Here is a 1,218-nt window from a genome sequence, read left to right as displayed (position 1 = left end):
TACTAACGAATACGCAGACTTCAAACCAGGTGACGAGTGTGCTCCAGACCAACAAAACGGCACATACATCATGCAAGCGCATGAGTGGGGTAAATATGTGGGTCGTGCAGACTTCGAATACTACGATGGCAAACTGCACCTAGCAAACTACGCTTTGATTCCAGTTAACCTAAAGGCAAAAGATGCGAACGGTGACTACCAATTCATCGCTGAAGAAATCAAGCCAGATGCTGTAGTTAAGCAAATTCTTCGTACTTACCAAGAGCAAGGTCAAGATCTGCTTGACGTTAAAGTATCTTCTACGGATGGCAAACTTGAAGGCGACCGCGGTGTAGTTCGCTCACAGCAAACAAACCTTGGCCACCTACTAGGTGAAGCGTACCGTACATACGAGCTAGTGAAAGCAGACTTTGGTGTGATGAACTCCGGTGGTGGTCGTGATTCAATCCAAGCTGGCGATATCACTTACCGTGATGTACTAACAGTACAACCATTTGGTAACTTCGTAACAAAAGCGACCATGACAGGTAAAGAAGTAAAAGAATACCTAGACGTCGTTGCTACGAAATCTGCGGGTTCTGGTGCTTACGCTCAACTAGACAACATCACTCTAGATGTAGATTGTGATGCTGGCTCAGTAACTATTACTGACATTAACGGTAAAGGCTTCAACCTAGACGCAACTTACACGTTCGCTGTAATTAGCTTCAGCGCTGCAGGCGGTGATGACTACCCAGTTATCCAAGTTGAATCAACTCAAATGACAGACGCATCAGTACTGCGTGAGTTCTTCGTAAACAACCCGCAAATCTCGGCGGATAGCTACAACAAGAACCTAGACAACATCAAGTACTTCAGCAATAGCCAAGCAGTGAAAGGCTGTCCTGCAACTGGTAGCTAATACTCTACACCTTACGCTCTGACTAGAATGGTTCTATCGAATCAATCCGTCAGAGCTCCTAAATCAAAACCGAAGCTTTGTGCTTCGGTTTTTTATTTTCGATAAATTGCTGATAATTCTCCACCTTCACAATCTGTTCAAAAATTGTTCATTTGTGTTATTGACGCCCATGTGCTGGGCTTCTATGTTTGATAAGGTCTTTCAAATATGCAGGCTCATCGGCTAAATTTCGCGAGACATTTTTATTCGCATAGTCAATGATTCTGAGAAAGATGTGAATGGCGTTACAAACACTGCTCTCAAACAATTTGTCTTTG

1 protein-coding gene is annotated in these 1,218 nt (G+C 43.7%); it reads left to right on the top strand.

Features of this window, described 5'->3' with window-relative positions; translation table 11 throughout:
- A partial coding sequence (locus tag R8N28_RS25675; protein WP_318183717.1) for a 5'-nucleotidase C-terminal domain-containing protein occupies nucleotides 1-901 on the top strand: 901 nt, incomplete at its 5' end.
- Between the last annotated feature and the right edge of the window lie 317 nt (nucleotides 902-1,218).

The organism is Vibrio sp. Vb1554, assembly GCF_033344235.1.
Note: the sequence above shows the minus strand (reverse complement) of the source record. Positions and strands in the feature narration are given on the sequence as shown.